The 21017-nt window shown below is 62.0% G+C and carries 18 protein-coding genes and 1 pseudogene; 5 read left to right on the forward strand and 14 right to left on the reverse strand.

Translation table 11 applies throughout. From position 1 onward, the window contains the following. The first annotated feature begins 10 nt into the window (after positions 1-10). Positions 11-922, forward strand: a complete 912-nt coding sequence (locus tag BG57_RS07055; RefSeq protein ID WP_035961750.1) for a 5'-nucleotidase — start codon at positions 11-13, stop codon at positions 920-922. After that, positions 919-1743: an NADPH-dependent 7-cyano-7-deazaguanine reductase QueF gene (gene queF / locus BG57_RS07060; RefSeq protein ID WP_035961751.1), complete on the forward strand. Its 825-nt coding sequence runs from the start codon at positions 919-921 to the stop codon at positions 1741-1743. Before BG57_RS07055 ends, queF begins: the two co-directional genes overlap by 4 nt. Positions 1744-1919: 176 nt before the next feature. Here queF and BG57_RS07065 read toward each other — a convergent pair whose 3' ends face one another. The 3 genes from BG57_RS07065 to BG57_RS07075 are packed head-to-tail and all read right to left on the reverse strand — an operon-like array spanning position 1920 to position 4723. Then, positions 1920-2306 carry a RidA family protein gene (locus BG57_RS07065; RefSeq protein WP_035961752.1) on the reverse strand — a complete coding sequence of 129 codons (387 nt, stop codon included), beginning with the start codon at positions 2304-2306 and terminating at the stop codon, positions 1920-1922. 30 nt (positions 2307-2336) lie between these two features. Beyond that, entirely contained in the window at positions 2337-3815 is a 1479-nt protein-coding gene (locus BG57_RS07070; RefSeq protein WP_371875840.1) for an N-acyl-D-amino-acid deacylase family protein, read from the reverse strand. An 11-nt stretch (positions 3816-3826) separates the two neighbouring features. Further along, positions 3827-4723 carry a MurR/RpiR family transcriptional regulator gene (locus BG57_RS07075; protein ID WP_035961756.1) on the reverse strand — a complete coding sequence of 299 codons (897 nt, stop codon included), beginning with the start codon at positions 4721-4723 and terminating at the stop codon, positions 3827-3829. A 143-nt stretch (positions 4724-4866) separates the two neighbouring features. Between BG57_RS07075 and BG57_RS07080 the strand changes: the two genes are divergently transcribed. Continuing rightward, complete coding sequence (locus BG57_RS07080; protein WP_035961924.1) at positions 4867-6141, forward strand: amino acid deaminase; 1275 nt, start codon at positions 4867-4869, stop codon at positions 6139-6141. Here the strand turns inward: BG57_RS07080 and BG57_RS07085 are convergent. Then, positions 6138-6602, reverse strand: a complete 465-nt coding sequence (locus BG57_RS07085; RefSeq protein ID WP_035961925.1) for a MarR family winged helix-turn-helix transcriptional regulator — start codon at positions 6600-6602, stop codon at positions 6138-6140. The genes BG57_RS07080 and BG57_RS07085 overlap by 4 nt on opposite strands. Positions 6603-6622: 20 nt before the next feature. After that, a complete protein-coding gene (locus BG57_RS07090; protein WP_035961757.1) occupies positions 6623-8218 on the reverse strand; it encodes an MFS transporter in 1596 nt (531 codons plus the stop codon). Positions 8219-8324: 106 nt separating this feature from the next. On the opposite strand from BG57_RS07090, the gene BG57_RS07095 reads away from it, so the two are divergent. Then, a complete protein-coding gene (locus BG57_RS07095) occupies positions 8325-9173 on the forward strand; it encodes an EcsC family protein (protein ID WP_035961759.1) in 849 nt (282 codons plus the stop codon). Here the strand turns inward: BG57_RS07095 and BG57_RS07100 are convergent. The 3 genes from BG57_RS07100 to BG57_RS07110 all read right to left on the reverse strand — a co-directional run bounded on the left by BG57_RS07100 (position 9143) and on the right by BG57_RS07110 (position 11810). Beyond that, the gene (locus tag BG57_RS07100; RefSeq protein WP_035961761.1) at positions 9143-10066 is read right to left on the reverse strand and encodes an alpha/beta hydrolase; all 924 of its coding nucleotides are present in this window, start codon (positions 10064-10066) and stop codon (positions 9143-9145) included. The two genes, BG57_RS07095 and BG57_RS07100, sit on opposite strands and share 31 nt — an antisense overlap. Before the next feature lies 1 nt (position 10067). Beyond that, positions 10068-10514 carry a CHRD domain-containing protein gene (locus tag BG57_RS07105; protein WP_035961762.1) on the reverse strand — a complete coding sequence of 149 codons (447 nt, stop codon included), beginning with the start codon at positions 10512-10514 and terminating at the stop codon, positions 10068-10070. A 150-nt stretch (positions 10515-10664) separates the two neighbouring features. Then, positions 10665-11810: a porin gene (locus tag BG57_RS07110; protein ID WP_035961765.1), complete on the reverse strand. Its 1146-nt coding sequence runs from the start codon at positions 11808-11810 to the stop codon at positions 10665-10667. A 438-nt stretch (positions 11811-12248) separates the two neighbouring features. Between BG57_RS07110 and BG57_RS07115 the strand changes: the two genes are divergently transcribed. Next, a complete protein-coding gene (locus BG57_RS07115; protein ID WP_035961767.1) occupies positions 12249-13184 on the forward strand; it encodes a LysR family transcriptional regulator in 936 nt (311 codons plus the stop codon). A 33-nt stretch (positions 13185-13217) separates the two neighbouring features. On the opposite strand, the pseudogene BG57_RS07120 reads toward BG57_RS07115, so the two are convergent. The 6 genes and pseudogenes from BG57_RS07120 to BG57_RS07145 all read right to left on the reverse strand — a co-directional run. Continuing rightward, a pseudogene (locus BG57_RS07120) lies at positions 13218-16073 on the reverse strand (ATP-binding protein); the annotation flags it as partial. A 301-nt stretch (positions 16074-16374) separates the two neighbouring features. Continuing rightward, on the reverse strand, positions 16375-17091 hold the full coding sequence (locus BG57_RS07125; RefSeq protein WP_229753823.1) for a response regulator: 717 nt from the start codon (positions 17089-17091) through the stop codon (positions 16375-16377). Between the two features lie 38 nt (positions 17092-17129). Further along, positions 17130-17810 carry a response regulator gene (locus BG57_RS07130; protein ID WP_052005659.1) on the reverse strand — a complete coding sequence of 227 codons (681 nt, stop codon included), beginning with the start codon at positions 17808-17810 and terminating at the stop codon, positions 17130-17132. 124 nt (positions 17811-17934) lie between these two features. Further along, positions 17935-18567: a response regulator gene (locus BG57_RS07135; RefSeq protein WP_035961928.1), complete on the reverse strand. Its 633-nt coding sequence runs from the start codon at positions 18565-18567 to the stop codon at positions 17935-17937. Between the two features lie 410 nt (positions 18568-18977). Then, positions 18978-19505, reverse strand: a complete 528-nt coding sequence (locus BG57_RS07140) for a single-stranded DNA-binding protein (protein WP_035961771.1) — start codon at positions 19503-19505, stop codon at positions 18978-18980. Positions 19506-19623: 118 nt separating this feature from the next. Continuing rightward, positions 19624-20826: an MFS transporter gene (locus BG57_RS07145; RefSeq protein WP_035961929.1), complete on the reverse strand. Its 1203-nt coding sequence runs from the start codon at positions 20824-20826 to the stop codon at positions 19624-19626. Positions 20827-21017 lie beyond the last annotated feature (191 nt).

Raw genomic sequence — 21017 nt, forward strand, 5'->3', positions numbered from 1 at the left:
GCGCCAGCCGATGGCCTTCACGCTCGAAGACAAGCTCGTCGTCGCGATTTCGTCGCGTGCGCTCTTCGACTTCGAAGAAGAGAACCGCGTCTATGAGACGGGCGATCTCTCCCGTTACGAGGCGCTGCAACGCACGCGGCTGGATACGCCCGCGAAACCGGGCGTCGCGTTCGGGCTGATTCGCAAGCTGCTCGCATTGAACGCGCAAGAGCAGCGCGTCGAAGTGGTGATCCTCTCGCGCAGCGATCCGATCAGCGGGCTGCGCGCGTTTCATTCATGCCGCGAGCATGGCCTGACGATCGAGCGCGGCGTGTTCACGCGCGGCCGCTCGCCGTTCGCGTACTTGAAACCGCTGCGGGCGTCGCTATTTCTGTCGGCAAATCCCGACGATGTACGCGACGCGCTCGCGGCTGGCTTTCCGGCTGCACGCGTGTTGCCGGAAACGCCGCGCGCCGCGAGCCGTTATGCTGACGAGATTCGCATTGCGTTCGACGGCGACGCCGTGTTGTTCTCCGACGAAGCCGAGCGCGTATTTCAGGCCGATGGTTTATCGGCGTTCGTCGGCCATGAGATCGACAAGAAGGATTTGCCGCTGCCGGGCGGGCCACTGAAGCCGCTGCTGGCGGCGCTGAACAAGCTGCAACGCATCGCCGACGACAACGAGAAGGCGTCGTCGATGCACATCCGCACCGCGCTCGTCACGGCGCGCTCCGCTCCCGCGCACGAACGCGCGATCCGGACGCTGATGGCGTGGGACATCGAAATCGACGAAGCGATGTTCCTGGGCGGACTCGACAAGGGCGAATTCCTGCGCGAATTCGAACCCGACTTTTTCTTCGACGACCAAATCCGCCACTGCGAATCGGCTCGCGTCGTGACTGCGACCGGGCACGTTCTCAGCGGCATAGCGAACGCATCATGACACCCGACCAATCTCCGCTCGGCAAGGCCGTCAACTACACCGAACAATACGACTCTTCGCTGCTCTTTCCGATCGATCGCAAGCGTGCGCGCGATGCGATCGGCGTTCCGGCGCGCCTGCCCTTTTTCGGCACCGATATCTGGAACGCCTACGAATTGTCGTGGCTGAACCGGAATGGCAAGCCGCAAATTGCCGTGGCGACGTTCTTCGTGCCGGCGGAATCGCCGAATATCGTGGAGTCGAAGTCCTTCAAGCTGTATCTCGGCTCGTTCGCTCAGACGCGGTTCGATTCCATCGATGAGGTGCGCGCCGCCATCAAGCGCGATGTTTCCGCGATTTGCGGCGCGACGGTTTCAGTGTTGCTCACGCCGCCGCCGGATTTCGGCAAGCTCTCGATGGAAGAGTTCGATGGTTTGTCGCTGGATCGGCTCGATCTGGATTGCGAGGTCTATTCGCCGGATGCATCGCTGCTCAAGGCATCGCATGACGAAGCGCCGGTCGACGAGACGCTGTTCTCCAATCTGCTGAAATCGAATTGCCCGGTGACGGGACAGCCCGACTGGGGAAGCGTGCAGATTCGCTATTACGGCGGACAGATCGATCACGCGGGCTTGCTGCGGTATATCGTTTCGTATCGCGAGCATACGGGGTTTCATGAGCAATGCGTGGAGCGCATTTTCATGGACATCATGCGGGAGTGTAAGCCCGAGAGGCTCGCGGTTTATGCGCGGTATACGCGTCGAGGAGGGTTGGATATCAACCCGTTCCGGACGAATTTCAATTTGCCGATGCCGGATAACGCGCGGCTGGCGAGGCAGTGATTTCTGGATGAGAGCAGGAGCGCGCAGGCGCGTTTCTGCTCTCAGTGATCAGAGTGTGGCGAAGCTTGCGCGGACAAGGCATTCGCTGACAGGTGTCGATTAAAAAATTTTGACCGCTCGTCGCAGTGATAAAAGCAGCATCGCCTCACCGAGACAAAGCCGCCTGCACAGCCCAGTTACGCCCCAGGCTTTTTATAAGCCACGCAATCGACCTCGACCTTGCAATCGATCACCATCGACGACACGACACAAGCCCGTGCCGGCGGATTCGCACCGAAATACTCCTTGAAGACCTTGTTGAACGAAGCAAAGTCGCGCGGATCGTCCAACCACACGCCGCAGCGCACCACATGCTCCGTGCCGTATCCCGCTTCTTCGAGAATCGCGATCACGTTCTGAATCGCCTTGTGCGTTTGCTCGACGATGCCGCCATTGATCACCTCGCCGTCCTGCATCGGCGTCTGGCCCGACACGAAGAGCCAGCCATCGGCTTCGACCGCGCGTGCGAACGGCATATGCGCGCCGCCTTGTCCCTTGCCGCCTTCCACGCCATAACGCTTCATCTTTCCACTCCTTCTTAACGCAACAGATTCTCAAAAGGCGCCGGCCGCATCCAGTCGGGATGCCGCGCCGCGCGCCACGAAACGTCCCGCGCGCGCGCCCGTCACGGCCTGCTCGCGATACGTCAATACGCCATTTACCCACACCGCGTCGATGCCATCGGCCGCCTGCTGCGGCTTTGCGAACGTCGCGGCATCGCGCACGCGCTCGGGATCGAACACGACCAGATCCGCGTGATAACCCACCTTCACTTCGCCACGCTCGCTCAGGCCGAAGCGTCGCGCCGACAAGCTCGTCATCTTGCGCACCGCTTCTTCGAGCGATATCAACGCCGTATCGCGCGCATAGTGGCCGAGCACGCGCGGAAACGCGCCCCACAAGCGCGGATGCGGCAGCGGATCGTTCGGCAAGCCATCGGAGCCGATCATCGTCGCGGGATGCGACAGGATGCGCCTCACGTCGTCCTCCGACATGTTGTGATACACCGCGCCCGCCGGTTGCAGACGCTTCGCCGCTTCCTGCTGGCTCACGTTCCACTCGGCCGCCACCTCGCGAATCAGCTTGCCCGCCATCTCCGGATGTGGCTCCGACCACGTGATCGTGATGTCGATATCGCCCGTCACCTGCTTGAGATCGAGCGTCGATGAACTGCGGTTATACGGATAGCAATCGCAGCCGACCGGCTGTCCGTCGCGCACCGTCTCCAGCGACCGGAGCACTTCGACGCTGCGCCCCCAGTTCGATGGCCCCGCGCACTTCAGATGCGAAATCACCACCGGCACGCTCGCATGACGGCCGACGCCATACGCTTCGTTCATCGCGTCGAGGATCGCGTCGAATTCGGTCCGCATGTGCGTCGTGTAAAGCGCGCCCGCTTTGCCGAGCGGCTCCGCCAGCGCCTGCACTTCCTCGGGCGGCGCATTGAAGGCCGAGCCGTATGCGAGCCCGCTCGACAGCCCCAGTGCGCCGTTATCGAGCGCCTCTTCGAGCTGCGCGCGCATGCCGGCGATTTCATCGGCGGTTGCGGCGCGATCGAGCCGGTCCATGTGATTGTTGCGCAGCGCCGTATGGCCGATCAGCGCGCCGACGTTCACCGACGGACGCGCGCCGTTCACGGCATCGACATACGCGGCGAAGGTCGGATACTGAAACGCGGATGCATCGCCGAGCAGGTTCATCGGGTCGGGCGGCTCGCCCTTCAGCGTCACCGGCGACGCGCTGATCCCGCAATTGCCGACGATCACCGTCGTCACGCCCTGCGTGATCTTCGGCATCATCTGCGGCGAGCGGATGACATGCGTGTCGTCGTGCGTGTGAACGTCGATAAAGCCGGGCGCGAGCACCTTGCCGCGCGCGTCGAAGACCTCGACGGCGGTCCACGTCGACAAGCCGCGCGGCTCGGCCATCGCCACGATGCGTCCGTCGCGCACCGCGACATCGCGTTCGACGGCGGGCGCGCCCGTGCCGTCGATCACGCGCGCGCCGACGATCAGCGTGTCGGCCTTCTCCATGATCGCCATGATCAGTCTCCCAAAGGTTGACGCTCGCCGCCGCCGCGATGCGCATCGAGCGCGTGCTTCATGCGGCGCAGCAGTTCGCGGCTGCGGTCGGCCTGTTTGACGGCCAGTTCCGTGACGAGCAGATCGAGCGCCATCATCATCGCGTAACGTGACGACGACGGCTTGTAGATGAAATCCGTTTCTATCGCGATGACCGGAATCAGCCAGTCCGCAAGCGCGCCGAGCGGCGAGGCCGGCGCGGTCAACGCGATCACGCGCGCCCCGTACTCGCGTGCGAGCCGGCAGCTTTCGAGCATTTCGGGCGTCTGCCCGGTCACGGACAGCGCGACGACCACCTGCTCTTTCGACAGCGTCGCGGCCACCATGCGTTGCAGCAGCCCGTCCTGATACGAAGCCACCGGGCGCCCGAGCCGCACGAGCCGAAAGCGCATTTCGTCGGCGAGCGCGGTCGAGCCTCCGCCCATGCCGAACACGTAAATCATCGACGCGGCGGCGAGCGCGTCGGCGGCTCCGCCGATCGGCGCGGAACGCAGCGCACCCTGGTTTTGCGCGAGCGTCGCCTGCACTTCGTCGAAGATGCGCGCAGCGAGCGACGCGGGCTCGGCGTCGCCCTGATCGGTGTCGATTTTCAGGAAACGCTGCCCGACCGCCGCCGCCTGTGCGAGCCGCAACTTCAGTTCGCGCACGTCGTTGCAGCCGACGGCCTTCGCGAAGCGCGTCACCGTCGCGATGCTGACCTCGGCCTTGTCCGCGAGCGCGCCGATGCTCGCCCGCGACGCGCCCGTCAGATCGTCGAGGATCAACGCCGCGACTTTGCGCTCGGCGCTGCGCAACTCCGGCGCGCGTTCGGCAATGCGCGCGACGATATCGAAACTGAGCGGGTCGGCGTGGCCGTTCATCGTGGGGTCGGGTTTACGCTGTGCGCGTGTTACTAAATAACAATTCCATCGCCGATGCTACTTTGGGTACCATAGTGCCGTCAACCGCAGCGTCTTTAAGCATCGACAGAAATGCACCCAAACGCACGATGGAGCAGCAGCACATGAAAGTTACAAACTATCAGAACGCGACAATCGACCCGTTCGGCAAAGGCCTCGGCATGGTGCCGGGCACCGGCATCCAGTTGAAGGATGCGGGCCGTCTGCAATGGAACCTGCTCGACGAAGAGGTGAGTTTGCCGGCCGCCGTGCTGTACGCGGAACGCATCGAGCACAATCTGAAGTGGATGCAGGCGTTCGTCGGCGAGTACGGCGTAAAGCTCGCGCCGCACGGCAAGACGACCATGGCGCCGCAACTCTTTCGCCGTCAGCTCGACACCGGTGCGTGGGGCATCACGCTCGCGACGGCGCATCAGGTGCGCGCGGCGTATCGCGGCGGCGTGCATCGCGTATTGATGGCGAATCAGCTCGTCGGCAAGCGCAACATGGGCATGATCGCGGAGTTGCTGACCGATCCGGACTTCGAGTTCTTTTGCCTGGTCGATTCAGCCGATGGCGTCGATCAGCTCGGCGCGTTCTTCAGCGATGTCCGCAAGAAACTGAACGTGCTGATCGAGCTTGGCGTGCCGGGCGGGCGCACCGGCGTGCGCGACGATGCGCAACGCGAAGCCGTGCTCGCGGCAATCGCGCGCTGGCCGGGCACGATCGAACTCGCGGGCGTGGAACTGTACGAAGGCGTGCTGCAGGATGAGTCGAAAGTGCGCGAGTTCCTGCAGAGCGCCGTCGATATCACGCGCACGCTGAGCGCGGAAGGCCGCATTGCGCGTCAGCCGGCGATTCTGTCAGGCGCGGGTTCGGCGTGGTACGACGTCGTCGCCGATGAATTCGCGAAGGCCAACAGCGACGCGATCGAAGTCGTGCTGCGCCCCGGCTGCTATCTGACGCATGACGTCGGCATCTACAAGAAAGCGCAGAACGAAATCTTCGCGCGCAATCCGATTGCGAAGAAGATGGGCCAGGGCCTCAAGCCCGCGCTGCAATTGTGGGCCTACGTGCAGTCCATTCCGGAACCGGATCGCGCGATCATCGGGCTCGGCAAGCGCGATTCCGCGTTCGACGCGGGCATGCCGGAGCCGGCGAAGCATTATCGTCCGGGCAACGAGGCGCCGCGCGATGTATCGGCGGACGAAGGCTGGGAAGTGTTCGGCCTGATGGATCAGCACGCGTATCTGCGCATCAAGCCGGGCGACGACGTGAAAGTAGGCGACATGATTGCGTTCGACATTTCGCACCCGTGCCTCACGTTCGACAAGTGGCGTCAGGTGCTCGTCGTCGACGCGAAGTATCGCGTGACCGAAGTCATCGAGACGTTCTTCTAAGCCTTATCTTCGATGCTCGCCGCCGCGTTCGATGCGGCCACGTCCTGAATGCGCGCTTCGAGCATGTGAAGCGCGCTGGACAGCGCTTCGATTGCGTCGTCGGGCATCGCGGCCATCGTGTCGTGCAGGAACGCGTTGCGGCGCGGCAGACCTTGTTCCGTCGCCGTGCGGCCCTCGTCCGTCAGCGCGACGTTCGATACGCGATTGTCCCGCGCATCGACGCTGCGCACGACCCACCCGAGCGCCTCGAGCGCCTTCAACTGGCGCGTCAGCGCGCCCGGATCGACGCGCAGTCGCTCGACCAGCATCTTCTGCGACACCACGCCGGCGTGCTCGTGCAGCGCGAGGAGGATTCGCCAGCGCGGCATCGGCTGACCCACCGCCGACTCGAACGCCGACATGAACGCGCGATACGTGCGCCCAAACTGTTGCACCACGGCGATACGATCCTGTTCGTTCATGCTCGTACCTTCCTCGATCTTCATTCGGCGAGAATGACCGGTTCTTGCGGCCCTTTCAAGCGCACCGGCGGCACGCGGCGCGATTGCCACACGGACAGCACCGCGACCACCGCCGCCACCGCGAGACCGATGTGGATCGCCGCGACGAGCGCCTCGCGCGCCGCTTCGAGCAGCATCGCGCCGTCATGGCCGGCTGCCGTCAGTTGAGCGAGCACGGTGCGCTGACCATCGAGATTGATGAGAATTTGCGGATCGGACAGATCGGCGAGCCACTGCGTCGCGCGATCCTTTGCAAGCGCAAGCTCGACACCGCTCGCATACAGATGACTCACGAGCGTGCCGGTCAGCGCCGTGCCGATCATCCCGCCGATCATGCGCAGCGATTGCAACAGCGCCGTCGCAATGCCGAGATGCTGGCGCCCCGCGGTCTGCTGCGCGAATACGGTGAGATTCGGCATGACAAAGCCGAGCCCGAGGCCGCCGAGCAGCATGAAGACGAGGAGCAGCGCGCGAGGCATCGCGTGCGTAGCCACGACCACGCCGAGGCACGACACGACGAGCAGGCTGAAGCCGATGTAAAGCATCGGATTCGCATTCGACAGCCGCGTCACGATGCGCCCGTTCAGAATACTGCCGATCGTGATGAACACGACGAGCGGCGTAATCATCAGGCCCGCGTCCTTCGGCGACATGCCGAATCCACCCTGAAACAGCAGCGGCGCGTAGAAGAGCAGCGAAAACATGGTGAAGCCGCCCATCACCGCGAGCGTGAACAGCGCGGCGAGGCTCGGGTTACGGAACATCTCGACCGGCAGGATGGCGTAGCTGCACCGCGTTTCCCATTTCCACAGCGCGTACGCCGCCACCACGCTTGCTGCGAGCAGGGACAGCGTTTCGACGCCGAGGCCGTGTTTCGGCAGCAATTCGACGAACAGTTGCAACGCGCCGAGCGCCACGGCGATCAACACCGCGCCGGGCCAGTCGAGCCGCATCTTTCCTTCGTGCGCCACATGCCGGAGATGCGGAAGAAAACGCCACACGAAGAACAGCGACAGCACGCCTACCGGCAAATTGACGTAGAAGACGGAGCGCCAGCCGGTGTACTGCGTGAGGAAACCGCCGAGCGACGGCCCGACGGCATTCGCGATGCCGAAAGCCGAACTCATCAGCACTTGCCAGCGCAGGCGCACGACATTGTCCGGAAAGAGATCGGCGATGCACGCGAACGCAGTGCCGACCAGCATCCCCCCGCCGATACCCTGCAAGCCGCGCGCGAGCACGAGGAACATCATGCTGTTGGCGAGCCCGCAGAACACGGACGCAACCGTGAACACGACGATCGACGCGATCACGAACGGCTTGCGGCCGTAGTAATCGCCGAGCCGCCCGAAGATCGGCACGGTGATGACGGATGTCAGAAGATAGGAGGTAGCGACCCACGCGTAGAGGTCGAAGCCCCTAAGCTCGGCGACGATGGTCGGCAGCGCAGTGCCGACGACCGTCTGGTCGAGCGCGACGAGCATCGTGACGAATGAGATGCCGAGCATCGCCATGAGCGATTCGCGGAACGGCAAAACTTGCCCGCTCGAATGATGCGCGGCTGTATGAACGGCCATTTTTTGCAAGCGCAATTGTTGACTAGTCAACGGAAAGTGAATCATAGCACGCTGTTGCGCTCTAAGCTGCGTGGTCAACTTCTCATTTCTATACAAGAAACATCGCATGGAACCGACGCCGATCATCACATCGCCGCTTACGGCCGAGGACTTCGCCGCCCTCTCCCGCGCCAAGGAAGCACTCGAAAGTCCGTCGCTGACGATGAAGCTCGCGAGCGTCATCGGCGCGCCGATCGAAAAACTCATGGGCCGCCTGCCCAACGCGGCTCAGGAAAAAATCGACGAGGCGACGCAGCTCGCACTCAAGAAATGCCTGCAGATCGCGCTGCGCACGCTGGGCAAGGGCGCGTCGGCCGGTTCGCTGCTCGCGCCGCCGCCCGACAAACCGAGCAACCTGCTCCACAAGCTCGCCGTCGCGACGACCGGCGCGGCGGGCGGCGCGTTCGGGCTGTTCGCGTTGCCGGTGGAGTTGCCGGTCACGACGACGCTGATGTTCCGCTCGATCTGCGACATTGCGCGAAGCGAAGGCGAAGACGTGCATCGTGTGGACACGCAGTTGCAATGCCTGATGGTGCTCGGCATGGGCGGCACGCGAAAGGACGACGACAACGCCGATCTCGGCTATTTCATCGTGCGCGGGGCGCTCGCGCAGTCCGTATCGCGCGCAACGACCGAGATTTCGGCGAAGGGGCTGGCGGGGCACGGTTCCACCGCGCTGCTCAAATTCCTGCAGACGATCGCATCGCGTTTCTCGGTGCAGGTCAGCGAGCAGGTCGCCGCGAAGTCCGTTCCGGCGATCGGCGCGGTGCTCGGCGCGATGGTGAACACCGTTTTCATCGACCACTTTCAGCAGATGGCGCACGGACACTTCACCGTTCGGCGGCTCGAGCGCCAGTATGGGACGGCGGCGGTCGAGCGCGCGTATCAGACCATCGAAGTCATGGGCGGGCGGTGAGTGCGCGCGGATGCCGATGTCACTGCGTCGATGAACTGGGCCGCCTGTGACAACGCCTCGCGCGCTTCGGGCATGAAAGGCGCCCATATCTGGAAGATGTGCGGCACGCCGCGCCAGATTCGAAGATCGACGCGTACGCCCGCGGTGCGCGCTTTGTCCGCGACGCGCGTCGAGTCGTCGAGCAGGAGTTCTGTATCGGCGGCGTGGATCATCAGCGGCGGCAAGCCTTCGAACTTGCCGAACAGCGGAGAGGCGTAGGGGTGCCTTGCGTCGGCATCGCCCAGATATTGCGCTGCAACTTTCGGGAACACCGCCGCATGGAACATGGGATCGCGGCCCTCGTTCGTCCGCATCGATGCGCCGCTGCACGTCAGGTCCGTCCACGGTGAGAACAGCACGGCGCCGGCCGGCAGGGCATCGCCGGCATCGCGCAGGGCGAGCAGTGTCGCGAGCGCGAGGCCGCCGCCGGCTGAATCGCCCGCGATGACGATCGATGGCTGCGCAACGCCATTCGCGATCAGGGCTCGGTAAGCGGCGACGGCGTCATCGACTGCCGCCGGAAAGCGATGTTCGGGCGCGAGGCGGTAATCGAGCGAAAAGACGTTCGCGTGCGCGCGCATGGCAAGGCCGAAGCTGATCGCGCGGTGGCTCTGCGGCGAGCAGAAGTAATAGCCGCCGCCGTGCAGATAGAGAATCGTGCTGCGCGGTTCGGCTGTACGGAGCCATTCGCCGTCGGCGCATATCTCCAGATGGTGGCTCTTGGGCACGCCCGGCGACCATATTCGCCGCGATGTGTACACCCGCGCGCGATCGACGTCGAGCGTCGGTCTGGCCGTCTCAGGACGCATGCGGCGCCGCACCGCCCAGCACGCCAGCGCACTTTGCCAGCTCATCTCAGTTCAACGGCATCACCTGACCGCGAAGCTCGCCGGTTGGGTTTTCCTGTGTGTGAATGTTGAAGTACCACTGGCCCGCCATCAGATCGGTTACCTGCGGCTCGGTGAGTGTCGCCTGCCCTTTCATCGGGCTGGACAATGCGCGTTTATCGACCGGCACCTGCACTTTGGCGTTCTGGCCGACCGGCGCGGGGCCGTGGAAATGAGCCATCGTGACCGGCCCGGATAGCTCGGCGTAGGTGGCGGTCCAGGTGAGTTGGCGGGTCTGCGTGTCGAATGTGGCGTCGAGCAAGCCGTGGCCTTTGCTCACGCGCGGCGGGACTTCGCTCGAAGGCTGAAGGTTCGCTTTTAGGGCGACGACATCGGCATGCGCGACGGCCGATGCCGTCAGCGCCAGAACGATGGCTGCGGTCCGAAGGAAATGTAGCCTGCATGTCGAGAGCATTTTTCATCCTCCGTTTCTTTGCGCCGGACGCGCGGATGCGGGCGTCGGCTGCATCGTCATGGTAGTGCATCCGGATAAACGCAAAAAGGGCGCCTCGCGGCGCCCTTTCCTTGCTACTTAACTACAGAACTGCGTACTGCTCAGCCCGCTTTAGAAGCGGTGACGGATACCCGTCGTCACGAGAACCTGACGGCTGCTCGAAGACAGCGGCGCGCCGCTGATGCCGGCGTACGGATTCACGCGCTCGTCCGGGCTGCTAGCGATCTGGACAACGCCTTCAGCATAGATGTCCGTGCGCTTCGACAGTGCGTAGTCCGTCTGCAGACCGAACTGGTGGTAGCGTGCACGGCCCGTCGCGCCGTCGAAGCTCAGCTTACGGTTCGTGAAGGTATAGGCGGCACCCAGGGAAAGCGCCGGGGTCAGCGCGTAGCGGCCGTTGACTTCGTAGTTGTTGACGATGTCGGAGTACGGGTCGTACGAGTTGTTGTCTTCACGCGTCTGAGTCCACAGCAAACCGAACGTCATCGCGCCGGCCGAGAAGCTGCCCCCTGCGCCGAATACGCGCATACGCTCGGTGCGCTGAACAGCAGCAACAGCAGGCGATGTAACCACGCCTTCAGTGATCGCACCGGTGCTGTTCGCGTTGAAGCCGTTCGCTTGCGTATAGGCTGCACCGAGCTTGAACGGACCATTCGCATAGCCAGCGCCCAAGCTATATGCACGGTTGTTCGCGAAGCCGCCTGCGGCGTTCGAGAAGGCGTACGCGCCGGCGAACGACAGACCAGCGTAGTTCGCGCTCACGAACTTGACAGAATTGTTGACGCGGAAAGCATTGCCGTCCAGGTTGTCCATATCACCCGGATGAGCGAAGTACGTGCCGCCCCACGATCCCGTTGCGCTCACCGGACCGAGGTAGTCAGCGACGGCGTCCGTTTGGCGACCGAGCGTCAGCGTGCCAGCCTGCGTCGACAGACCGACGTACGCTTGACGGGTGAATTGACGGCTATCCACCGAACTGCCGTTGGAAACGTCGAAGCCGTTCTCCAACGTGAAGATAGCAGCCATGCCGCCGCCGAGATCTTCCTTGCCACGCAGGCCCCAACGGCTCATCTGGACGTTGCCGCCCGTCACGCCCCAGGAGTTCGTCTTGTAGTAATCGGCGCTAGCCGGAGCCTGCACATTATTCACATACGTGAAGCCGGCATCGACCAGACCATACAGCGTAACGCTGCTCTGCGCGCTCGCGGCAGTTGCGAACGATGCGGCGACGGCCGCTACAATCAGAGTCTTTTTCATGTGTGTTCCTTTGGAAGAGTCATATGACTCGATAGGGTTGCTCGCGGCGTCTCGGCATGTTCGGGACCACATCCCGCCGTATGCCATCCACCGATATTCGGCAGCCCAAAGTGTATGGCTCCCCTTTTTGCCGCCACCACCCCAAAGGAACACAAAAATCTTTTCGAACAATTCGAAAAATCGAATTTCAATATGAGTTAACGCTTAGGCATCTTGCACTTACCGCAGTACCAAAATGTTGCCGCAACCAGTCTTATTCCCCCTTAGTTGCGGACACGCGACAGTGGTCTCATAGCCACATGCTGCAATAGTCAGAGTCCTCCGATTACGTTGTCCTTCACACCCGCATAACATCGCGCACGCGAAAGCGGCGCTTATCTTCCGCTCGCTCCGATCAAGGAAACAAGCACCTGTCCATCGCTCGAGGTTTTCCGCGTCATGAATCAGCTCCAGGCGATGCGCGTCTTTCTCAAAGTCTCCGAAACCGAATCCTTCGGTCGCGCGGCTGCGGCGCTCGACCTCTCGAACGCGGTCGTCACTCGCTACGTCTCACTGCTCGAAACTCACCTGAACACGCGCCTGCTGAATCGCACCACGCGCAGCGTGTCGCTGACCGAAGCCGGACGAGCCTATGCCGACGGCTGTCGCGCAGTGATCGAACAGGTCGAGACAATCGAGGCAACAGTGGCGAACAGTTCTATCGATCCGTCCGGATCACTCAAGCTCGTTGCGTCCGCTTCGTTTTCGTTGTTCGAATTGACGCCGATGCTGCGCGCGTTTCGCGATCGCTATCCGAGCGTCAAACTGCGCCTCACGCTGTTGCATCGCCCGGTCGATCTCGTCGATGAAGGTTTCGATGCCGGCATCGTCGTGCCGCATCTCGTGAACAGCGGCACGCTCATCAACCGCCCGTTGTTCAAGGTGGCGGCGGCGCTCGTTGCATCGCCGGAATATTTGCAAAGGCGCGGCATGCCCACGCGGCCCGCCATGTTGACGAAGCACGAGTTCCTCGCTCCATCGACGGACATTCACGGTTCAACGTGGACGTTCAGCGGATTGTCAGGAGTCCACGAAGACGTATCGCTCGATCCGGCGTACATGGTGAACAGTTCGCCGATGCTGCGCCAGGCGGCGGTGTCGGGGATGGGAATCGCCGTGCTGCCGGAAAGCTACGTCGCGCAAGACATCGAAACGGGCGCGCTCGTGCGCGTCTTGCCGGACTATTCGATCAAGGACGCGGACAAGCAGGTGTCCATCGTCTATCCCGGCCGACGGTATGTCTCCGCGAAGACGCGCTCCTTCGTGGACTTCGCGCTCGCGTATTTCCGCGATCGCGCGCCCGCCGAAGCGGGCCTCGTCGCGGCTTCGGACTGAACCCTGAACAGCGCGCAGTGAGCTTGCGTCGCGTCAGGTGATCGACGCCCCTTGCGCCTCGATACGTCCAAGCAGTTCCTTGCATCGCGTGATCAGTGCGCGGCCTTCGCTTCGCCTGACTTCGCGGCTTTTCTCTGGCAGATCACGACGGTACGCCTCCAGTGCATCGAGCAATGGCCGATATTGCAGGACGCTCACTGCCCCCACCACGCGATGATGCCAGTCGCGCAAATGGTCGACGGTGCCGTGGTCGAGCAGTTCTTCGAGCGCCGACAGATCGTCGCGGAAAGATGAAACGAACGCATCGAGCAACGCCTTGACGGTCGCTTCGCTGCCCCATAGTTGCGCCATGCCGCTGATATCGAGCGCTTCGACAGCTTCGCTTGGTTGCGCGTGCGTGTCGTGCCTTCGCGCCTGGTGTCTTTGCCCCGGCCGCTCCGACGCCTTCCAGCGGTTCAGGTGTTCGCGTAGCGTCGCGAGGCGTGTGGGCTTGATGAGGCAATCGTCCATGCCGGCTTCCCGGCACTTCGTCGACTCGTCAGAGCACGTGCTCGCGGTGATGGCAAGAATCGGCAAGCGACGCGGCGTGCCTTTCTCCTTGGCCCGCACGCGCCGCGCGAGTTCATAACCCGTCATGTTGGGCATATGACAATCGGTGATGAGAAAGCCGTAGCGCGTCGTCTCCAGGGCCGCGAGCGCCTCGACGCCGTCGTGCACCACATCGCACGCGAAGCCGAGCAAGGAAAGCTGATGCCGGATCAACTCCTGATTTACCGGATGATCTTCCGCCACGAGCACGAGCCGGCCGCTGCGCAACGCCTGCTCGCGGTTGGGCGCTTCCAGCCTGGCAGGCTGCCCAAGCGTCGCGTTGACCGCGACTTGCGGCATGCCTGTCAGCGCAGCGACGCACGCCGCGCCCAGTCCCCGCCACGAAAGCGGATTCACGCTCACGCGAACGTCGTCTTCGAGGACGCGATAACCCGTGGGCTTCGGCTTCTCCGTCACGTGAATTACCCGCAGGCCCATCGGCAGGCGAACATTGCGCGCGTCGCTGAGAAAGATGAGATTGACGCCGTCGAATGTGCCCGGCGAATGCAGGCGCGGATGATCGGGCTCGATTCGCTCCAGGTGCAGCCCGAGCGCCTGGCCGAAGTTGAGCAACGCCCTAGCGACGGAGTCGTCGTCGACGGCAACGATGCCGCGCCTGCCGCGCAATCCTTCCATTTGATACTGCTGCGTTTCGACGGGCATCGTGAGACGCACCGTCATCGACGTGCCGACGCCCACTTCGCTGTGCAGCTTCAATGTTCCGCCCATCAACGCGACGAGCCTGTTGCAGATCGTCAGCCCGAGCCCTGTGCCGCCGAAGCGCCGCGTGATCGACGTCTCTGCCTGCACGAACGGCTCGAAGAGCTTGTGCTGCGCCGCGGGATCGATGCCGATGCCGGTATCCGTCACCCGCACTTCGATGACTTGCTCGGACACGGAACGTTCGACCGCGCGAACCTGCAGCGCGACCTCGCCCCTGATGGTGAACTTGATGGCGTTGCTCATCAGATTGAAGAGAATCTGACGCAGCCGCACGCTGTCGCTGCGAAGGCTGGCCGCCACGTCGGGAGCGACATCGACACGCACGCGCAAGCCTTTCTCGTGAGCACGTCCCGCGAGCAGTCCGACGGCGTTGTCCACCAGTTCGCGCAGGTCGATCGGTGTCGATTCGATGGTAAGTCGACCTGCCTCGATCTTCGTGTAATCGAGCAGGTCATCGAGAATTTGCAGCAGTGCGCTCGCGGAATCCTGAATCATGCCGAGCATCTGCGACTGGTCCGGATTGAGCGGCGTGTTTTCGAACACTTCGACGAGTCCGAGCACGCCATTCATCGGCGTGCGGATTTCATGGCTCATCATGGCGAGAAAATCGTCTTTCGCGCGTGATGCTGCTTCGGCCGCGTCTCTTGCGCGCGCGAGTTCTTCTGCGCGTGCATGGTCGACGGTCGCATCGGCCCAGTAGCCGCTCCAGACCACCGCGCCGGCCTCGTCTTCCTGACGCGCGACGAGGTCGGCACGTATCCATCGCGTCCCGCCTTCCACGTTGACGCGGAATTGGGTATGTACGGGTCGCAGCGTGCGCGACGACGTTTCGATTTCCGCGAGCAGGCGCGCGCTGTCTTCGACGTGGACATGATGCAGCACGCTGATCGGCCCGTCGGCGAGCGCTGCGAGGTCGATCCCAAGCAACTGCCGGGTATCGCCGTTGAGATACGGCAGGCTGTATCGCCCGTTGCTTTCGCGGCGCAACTGGAAAACAACGGCCGGCAGGGACCGCGTGACATCGTGAAGCCGTTGTTCGGTGCGCCGTGCGCGCATCTCGGCATCGCGGATATCGGTGATGTCGATCATCGTTCCGACGATGCCCGCCCGGTCGCCATTGGACGCGCAGAACGCCCCGGTCCAGAACAGGCCATAGCGCGAGCGGCCGCGATTATCGATGAATTCCGCCTCTACCTCATGCCGTTCGCCCGTGTGAAGCGTTGCGACACAAATATCGTTCAGCAGGCGGCTGTTGACGTCGCCCCACGCGGCCGCTTCCATGCTCGTCCGGCCGATGATGTCCTCGCGCCGCACGCCGAGCGCCTCTTCGAACGCGCGGTTGACGGCGATGTAGCGATTGTTCATGTCCTTCGCGACGAGCGGATAGGGCACGACTTCCATCATCGTCTGCTGAAAGCTGAGCTGGGTCGCGAGTCGCTGCTCGGTCAGGATGCGCCGGTTCACCTCGCGCTGTAGCAGGACGAACGCGCGCAGCGTCACGCCGAACACGGCCACCACACCAATGAGCGCGGGCAGCAGGCGGAGCGCGCTGATGTCCCATCCGCAAACCGGCGCGGCAACATCGGGATTTGCCGCCATGCACGCTGGCGACGAGAGAACAAGCAGCAGGAACCAATGACGCGTGAGCAACGATTTCAATTCGACTCTCTCAGGAAGACGCGTGCCCCTGCGGCAGGGCACAGCGGCGCGCAGCCGCGCCGACGATCTTCAGCGGGCGAGTGCGGCATGTGCGCTCACGGCGAGGCGTCGAGGTTCGTCTCGACGGCGTCGCATGAGTCTGAGCGTCGATGCATCAGAGGAAAATCGGACACTTCTCAAATACGGCTTAAGCTGCTCCGAAAAGCGGGATCGTCAGGTGTCAGACGAGGCCGACCTGCCGCAAATATTCGATGAGTTCTGTTTCGGTTTCGAGGCCGAGCTTGCGCATGCCGCTGCGCTTTTGCGTCGCGATCGTCTTGCTGCTTCTGCCGAAACGCTTGGCGATGTCATGGATCAGAAGGCCGCTCGCGTAGAGCCGGAAGACTTCCCATTCGCGCCGGCTCAACACGCCTGCCCGCGCGGGCGAGCTGTGGGGAAGATGGCTGACTGCTTCGGCGACGCAAGGCGAAAGAAAACGGCCGCCGTTTCCGATGACCGAAACGGCTTCAGTCAAGCATTCGATCGGGTCCCGCTTGTCGATGATTCCGTCGATTCCCAATTGAAGCAGGCCGGCCAGCATGCGGCTGTGGGAAATCATCGTGACGACGATGATTTTCGGACGCCTTTCCTGCCACGACAAACGCCTGAGAAATGCGATGGAACTGCTTTCGCCATCCATACCGCGCATGCCGATGTCGCAAAAAACGTAGTCGCAAGAAGTGGTGTCGAGAGCTTCGGCGAGTTGAAGCGTGTCTTCCGCCGTGCTGATCACTTGTATTGCGCCGTCTCGTTCGAGAAACGTTTTGATTCCCTTTACTACTGCGGGATGATCGTCCGCAACGATGGCCCGAAGTGGTGCTTTTACTGTCATATTGTTATTGATTATGTTTGTGACCGAGGAAGTCGAAGCCCTCGATTGACCGCGCTGTCTCCACAATGCCGGTCTTACTGCGATCTTATCTGTCTGCGCCCCGTTTAAATACGATCGCTGTCTGCGATGAAACGGTACAAATCCGCATCCGTTGCAAGATCCAGTTTTCGCATGGCCGCGCATTTTTGCGCGCTGATGGTCTTCACACTGCGATCCAGATCTTTCGCGATTTCCGTGACATTCGCGCCGCGCGCATAACGCTCGATGACTTCCAGTTCACGCCCCGTCAGCCGCTGGCGAATAAAGCGCGCTCGACTCTCGACGTTGGCAACAGCCAGCGTGCGGCGAATGGCGGGGCCGAGATACGTTTCGTTCGCGATTGCCGAGACGATTGCCACGTACAAGAGATCCAGCCGGTCCTCTTTGCTGAGAAACGCATGCGCTCCGGCGTCGAGTGCCTCTTTAACCAGCGCGGCATTATCAGTCCGCGACAACACCACGATGCGAACATTCGGATAAGTGTCCGCAATGTGCTGGATCAGCTTTATGCCGTCGCCATGGCGTCCGCCCGGCATGTAGAAGTCGATGACTGCGACGTCGCATTCGTTATTAGCGAGTGCGTCGTCGAGTTCCGTTGAATTCGCGCTCCGGCTAACGACTTCGACATTAGGAAAGTTTGCAGCGAACCGTTCGATTGCCAAGACAACCAGCGGATGGTCATCCGCGATCGCCAGCCTTGTTATTCTTTCGCTCGAAAAGACTTCGTTACCATTCCCGAATTCCATCGCCTCATACCCCAACGCGTTGTGCAAACTCATATCTGATTCGGATTCCCGAAAGATAATCATCGGATATCCATACGTCAAAATACATAAGATGCATCTGAAATTAAAATGACGGGCCGTAAACTCAGCCAAGTCCTCGCGCTCTTACAAATGCAAACAAACCGGGGTCATTCCTTACACCCAGCTTATTCATTGCATCGCGTTTCTGACGACTGATCGTCCGGACGTCGCGCTCGAGTTCGTTCGCGATTTCGGTGATCGACCGGCCTTTTGCGAAAAGTGTCACCACTTCAATCTCTCGAGGCGAAAGTCGCGGCGGCTCGGGAGAAAAATCGGTTTCACTGCCCGCTTCAGCCAGTGCCGCGACGAAAGAGGCGCTTACATAACGACGGCCGACTCTCGTATGCCGCACGGCCGCAGGAACGAGTTCAATCGGCTCGGCCTTATTGACCAGCCCCATAGCGCCTGCGTTCAAAATGGATCGGAGAATCGCGACATTACTGACGCTCGTCAACACAACGATGATTACGTGCGGCCAATCCTGCCTGACCTTTCGGATGAGCCGTAAGCCATCGTTGGCAATCAGCCCGGGCTCGGGCATGGCAAAATCGGTGACCAATACGTCACAGGATGTCTTTGCGAGTTCATCGAGCAAACCTCTCACGTTCGTCGCTTCGCCGACGACCTCCAGTCCGTCATCGGCGTCGAAGAGCGCCTTCATCCCAAGAAGTACGAAGGGATGGTCGTCAGCCAACACTATACGAAGCTTCAAAGATCCCCCGGCATTACCGTTATTTTTTGCGAATATCTCGCGACATATCGTGCCGCGAGAATCGTTTTAATCCGGGAGCGCTTCCTATTGCTTTGCGGTTACTGGACCGCACGCAAACCGCATTACTTCATCAAGTATTCGATGACATCAAACAAGCAAACGCCCGCGCAGCCGGAATATGTTTTTCAACATAAGACGCTAATAATGCGCAAGCCATAGGACAAGTCCCATTAGATTAATATTATTTTTTTCTTGTCTAATGGCAGCTTATTTGCAACCGCTGAATATCGGCGAAGGTGCAGAGAATCGAAATATGTTTGATGCAAATCAAAATAAAAAATGGGCCTTCAGCCAGCAGCCGAAGACCCATTCTTGCTATTCAGCAGATGCCCGCTTTAGAACGGGATATCGTCGTCCATGTCGTCGAAGCCGCCGCCCGCTGGGGCGCTAGGACGGCTCGCGCCGCCACCTGCACCGCCTGCACGCGCGCCTGCGCCTGCGCCGGACGCAGCACGTCCGCCGCCGCCCGAACGTTCCATCGGCGCGCTGCGGCTGTATCCGCCGTCATCGCCACCGCCGCCCGCGCCGCCGCGCCCGCCGAGCATTTGCATCTGGTCTGCGACGATTTCGGTCGAGTACTTCTCTTGCCCCGCCTGATCCGTCCATTTCCGCGTGCGAATGCGTCCCTCGATATAAACCGACGAACCCTTCTTCAGATATTCGTTGACGATTTCCGCGAGACGCCCGAAGAACGCAACCCGATGCCACTCCGTGAGTTCCTTCATTTCGCCGGACGACTTGTCCTTATAACGATCGGTCGTTGCGAGGCGAATGTTCGCCACGGCGTCGCCGCTCGGGAGGTAGCGCGTTTCCGGGTCGGCGCCCAGATTGCCTACGAGAATGACCTTGTTGACAGATGCCATGATTTCTCCGGTTGATTCCTTGCCACTGTCAGCGATACGACGCTTTCCGGGCCGATCTTTTATCGGCTGAGTTTAGAAAAGCACCGCACTGACTGAATTCGAATGATAAAAACTTTTTCTATGCCGCACGCCCGGCCTTTCGCGGCGGCGGCTTCATCCACGCCGCCACGACGAGCCAGGCCAGCACCAGCGCCGAACACGCGAAGAACACCGCGCTCGACCCGTCCACCTTCAGCAGCCAGCCGCCGATGACGCCGCCAAGCGCCAGCCCGATTGACTGCGTCGTGTTGTAAACGCCCGCAGCCGCTCCCTTGCGCGTGCCCGGCGCGAGCTTCGACACGAGCGACGGCTGCGACGCCTCGAGCACGTTGAAGCCGAGGAAGTACACGAACAGAATGGCGGCCACGGACCATAGCGTATGGGGAGCAGCGCCCAATAACAACTGTCCTAACAGGATAAGCCCGATCGCACCCAGCATGACGCCTTTCATTTTTCCGCGCTTTTCGGCGGCGATGATTGCGGGCACCATCATCACGAAAGCGAGCCCCATCACGGGCAGGTAGATCTTCCAGTGCGATGCGACCGGCAGGCCGCCCGCCTCGAGAATGCGCGGCACGACGAGAAATAGCGCGGTCTGCGTCGCGTGCAGCACCAGCACGCCGAAGTTCAGGCGCAACAACTCCACGTTGCGCAGCACTTCGGCAAAAGGCGCCTTCACGTGCACCGGGGGCATCGGCGGATCGGGGACGACCCACAGCACCACGCCGACCGCGAGGATCGCCAGCACGCCGATCACCGTGAACAGTCCGCTCATTCCGACCCAGTGAAACACGATCGGCGCACCGACGATCGCCACCGCGAACGAGACGCCGATGCTGCCGCCGACCATCGCCATGGCCTTGGTGCGGTTTTCCTCGTGCGTCAGGTCCGCGATGAACGCGATCACCGCCGACGACACCGCGCCCATCCCCTGGATCACGCGCCCGACGATGATCCACGTCATCGAGTGCCCGATCGCGGCGATGAAGCTGCCGAGCGCAAACACCAGCAGCCCGAAGGCGATCACCGGCTTGCGTCCGAACTTGTCCGAGATCCAGCCGTAGAAGATATAGAGCATCGACTGGGTGACGCCGTAAGCGCCCAGCGCGATGCCGACGAGCAGCACGTTGTCGCCGCCGGGGATCGTTTTCGCGTAGATGGAAAACACCGGCATGATCATGAAGAGGCCGAGCATGCGCAGCGCGAAGATGGCAGCGAGCGACACGGTCGCGCGCAGTTCCGGCGCGCTCAGACGTGTGGACGTGGCAGACGGATTGGACATCAGAAACGGGAAATGGATGAGAGTCGCGTCTAGCCCGGCCGGCTGGACGCCAGGCGCGGCCGCCTTGTTCTTGCTCGAAACGGCACCACATGCGACGGACGGCTCGTGGCGCGCCGGCTTTGTGGCGCCTGTCTTCGGCACCCGCGCACGGGCGCCGCGCCCTGCAAAAGTCGTTATAGTAACAGGTTTGG

Origin of the sequence: Caballeronia grimmiae (assembly GCF_000698555.1) — a bacterium.
Taxonomy (GTDB): domain Bacteria; phylum Pseudomonadota; class Gammaproteobacteria; order Burkholderiales; family Burkholderiaceae; genus Caballeronia; species Caballeronia grimmiae.

Bases quoted from the DNA above. Each gene is read 5' to 3' on its own strand.
- BG57_RS07055 (WP_035961750.1), top strand. From the start codon at position 11: ATGGCCTTCACGCTCGAAGACAAGCTCGTCGTCGCGATTTCGTCGCGT.
- queF (WP_035961751.1), top strand. From the start codon at position 919: ATGACACCCGACCAATCTCCGCTCGGCAAGGCCGTCAACTACACCGAA.
- BG57_RS07065 (WP_035961752.1), bottom strand. From the start codon at position 2,306: ATGAAGCGTTATGGCGTGGAAGGCGGCAAGGGACAAGGCGGCGCGCAT.
- BG57_RS07070 (WP_371875840.1), bottom strand. From the start codon at position 3,815: ATGGAGAAGGCCGACACGCTGATCGTCGGCGCGCGCGTGATCGACGGC.
- BG57_RS07075 (WP_035961756.1), bottom strand. From the start codon at position 4,723: ATGAACGGCCACGCCGACCCGCTCAGTTTCGATATCGTCGCGCGCATT.
- BG57_RS07080 (WP_035961924.1), top strand. From the start codon at position 4,867: ATGAAAGTTACAAACTATCAGAACGCGACAATCGACCCGTTCGGCAAA.
- BG57_RS07085 (WP_035961925.1), bottom strand. From the start codon at position 6,602: ATGAACGAACAGGATCGTATCGCCGTGGTGCAACAGTTTGGGCGCACG.
- BG57_RS07090 (WP_035961757.1), bottom strand. From the start codon at position 8,218: ATGGCCGTTCATACAGCCGCGCATCATTCGAGCGGGCAAGTTTTGCCG.
- BG57_RS07095 (WP_035961759.1), top strand. From the start codon at position 8,325: ATGGAACCGACGCCGATCATCACATCGCCGCTTACGGCCGAGGACTTC.
- BG57_RS07100 (WP_035961761.1), bottom strand. From the start codon at position 10,066: ATGAGCTGGCAAAGTGCGCTGGCGTGCTGGGCGGTGCGGCGCCGCATG.
- BG57_RS07105 (WP_035961762.1), bottom strand. From the start codon at position 10,514: ATGCTCTCGACATGCAGGCTACATTTCCTTCGGACCGCAGCCATCGTT.
- BG57_RS07110 (WP_035961765.1), bottom strand. From the start codon at position 11,810: ATGAAAAAGACTCTGATTGTAGCGGCCGTCGCCGCATCGTTCGCAACT.
- BG57_RS07115 (WP_035961767.1), top strand. From the start codon at position 12,249: ATGAATCAGCTCCAGGCGATGCGCGTCTTTCTCAAAGTCTCCGAAACC.
- BG57_RS07130 (WP_052005659.1), bottom strand. From the start codon at position 17,810: ATGGAATTCGGGAATGGTAACGAAGTCTTTTCGAGCGAAAGAATAACA.
- BG57_RS07140 (WP_035961771.1), bottom strand. From the start codon at position 19,505: ATGGCATCTGTCAACAAGGTCATTCTCGTAGGCAATCTGGGCGCCGAC.
- BG57_RS07145 (WP_035961929.1), bottom strand. From the start codon at position 20,826: ATGTCCAATCCGTCTGCCACGTCCACACGTCTGAGCGCGCCGGAACTG.